General features: G+C 66.4%; 3 protein-coding genes. All 3 read right to left on the bottom strand.

What is annotated here, in order from left to right; all coding sequences use genetic code 11:
• Position 1: 1 nt before the first annotated feature.
• Positions 2–775 carry a DsbA family protein gene (locus U9980_RS20975; RefSeq protein WP_322769487.1) on the bottom strand — a complete coding sequence of 258 codons (774 nt, stop codon included), beginning with the start codon at positions 773–775 and terminating at the stop codon, positions 2–4.
• The gene (locus U9980_RS20970) at positions 772–1308 is read right to left on the bottom strand and encodes a MauE/DoxX family redox-associated membrane protein (RefSeq protein ID WP_322769486.1); all 537 of its coding nucleotides are present in this window, start codon (positions 1306–1308) and stop codon (positions 772–774) included. Before U9980_RS20970 ends, U9980_RS20975 begins: the two co-directional genes overlap by 4 nt.
• A 51-nt stretch (positions 1309–1359) precedes the next feature.
• Positions 1360–2060, bottom strand: a 701-nt coding sequence (locus U9980_RS20965; protein ID WP_322769485.1) for an SCO family protein, incomplete at its 5' end; no start/stop codon positions are given.

Below are 2060 nucleotides of genomic sequence, written 5' to 3'. Positions count from 1 at the left end.
GTTACCGGGCGGCACCGGCTACCGCGGCGGTGAAGCCGTCCACCGTCAGGGCCTGCGCGGCAAGCTGACTGCCGTTGACGAACACGGTCGGGGTGCCGTTCACGCCGCGCTTGGACGCATCATCCTCCACCTTCGCGACATAACCGTTGTATGTGCCGTTGTTCACGGCGTCGGTGAATGTCGCGGATGTCAGCCCGACCTTGCCGCCGAGTTCGGTCAATGTGGTGTTGGTGAAGCCGCCGGTTCTCTCGGGTGGCTGATTGGCATAGAGAACGTCGTGGTATTCTTTGAACCTGCTTTCCTGGGCGGCGGCTGCGGCGGCGTTCGCGGCCCGTACCGACTCCGGCCCCAGAAAGGACATCATGTGATAGACGGCCTTGATTTTTCCGGCGTCAATCAGTTGCTGGACGGTGGGGCCAAGCGATGTTTCGAGATTTTCGCAGATGGGGCACTGGAAGTCCTCGTAGAAGTCGACGGTGACCGGGGCCTTCGCCGTTCCGACGACGATCCCGTTGTCGCTCCCGGTCGCGTTCGCCGGCAGCACGACGGGTGTGGCGCCCGTCCGACTGCTCTGGACGGCGAAGCCGATCACGCCGACCAACGCGAGCACAGCCACGGCAACCGACGCGATGATGATGCGCTGGCGCCGCCGCGCATGCGCGGCCTCGGCGGCTCGGGCCGCGGCGGCCTTTTCCCGTCGGGCCTCATCACGACCCGCAGGCCGCCGTCCGGCCGGGGCGTCTTTCGGTCCGTCCTTGCCTGAAGTGGCGTTCATCGATTCTCCTGGAACGGTCGGTCGAGGAGACGGTCGAGGGTCAGTACGCTGTGCGGCCAGCGCACCAACAGGCCGCTCGCGACGAGGAGCAGACTGTCCCGCACGATTTCCTCGGTGTAGTGGGTGGGCGCGTCCGCGGTAAGGTCGCCGCCGGCTGAGAAACAGCCGCATTCGATGTGCAGCCCGCGTGCTGCCGCGGCCGTGATCGCTGCGATATAAGTGGCGAGCAGCAGGGTGGACACGACAGCGCCCACCCGCACGGCCAGGCCCACGAGCAGCAGCAGGCCGAGCGCGATCTCCACAAACGGGACGGCGTACGCGACCGGATGGACGAATGATTCAGGCAGAATGCGGAAGGCCCGGACCGACCGCACCATTCCCTGCGGATCACCGATCTTGAGGATACCGGCGGCGAGCCAGATCGCGGCCAGACCGAACCGCAGCACGGTCGCGAGGGTCCGCGCCATCCGTGGGCCGGTAACCCACGCCTGAAGCGGTCTCCTGCCGGCTGCGGCGGTACCGGGAATGTCCACAGGGCTGTCCGCTGTCCGTTCCCATTTCACGGGGTCACGTGTTTCATGGCGTCACGTCGTCTTTCCGGTGTTGACCAGGAGCGGCAGGTCATGGACATAGTCGGCGACCTGGGTTCCGGCCAGATACAGGACCGTGGCCTTGTCGTTCTTGGTGAATGCTATGACTTGCGTCCCATGGGTAACGGTATAGCTGCCATTTGGCTGGCGGACCGGTTCCTCGAGCGGGATACCGAGAGCGTCCGCCTGCGCGTGCACCTGCGTCAAGGTGCCGCGGACGCCCATGAAGGACGGGTCGAACTGGTTCAGCCATTGACCCAGGACGCCGCCGGTGTCGCGGTCGGGGTCGGTGGTGACGAACACCGTCGCCACCTGTGCGCGTACCGCGGTCGGCACCACGTTGAGCGCCGCTGCGATGTCAGCCATCGTCGTCGGGCAGACGTCGGGGCAGTGGGTATAGCCGAAGAACACCAGCGTGACCTTCCCCGCCGTCCGCGAGCGCAGGTCGAACGGGGCTCCGGCGGTGTCTGTCAGGTTCATGGCCGGCTTGTCGATCGGCTGCGGGACCGCTGTTCCACGCAGCCCGGTGGACGCCCCGGAGTCGTCCATGATGGTGACCGCTGACTCGCTACCCGCGGAGCAGCCGGCAGTGACGAGTACAAACGCGGTCAGCGGCACGGCGGCCAGCAGCCGGCGTCGGCGCGCGAGTGGAAAGGATAGTTGCATAACTCCTCGTGGTGAGTGGGCGTCGCACG

The organism is Protofrankia sp. Cr1, from assembly GCF_963555865.1.
In the GTDB taxonomy this organism is placed as follows: domain Bacteria; phylum Actinomycetota; class Actinomycetes; order Frankiales; family Frankiaceae; genus Protofrankia.
Note: the sequence above shows the minus strand (reverse complement) of the source record. Positions and strands in the feature narration are given on the sequence as shown.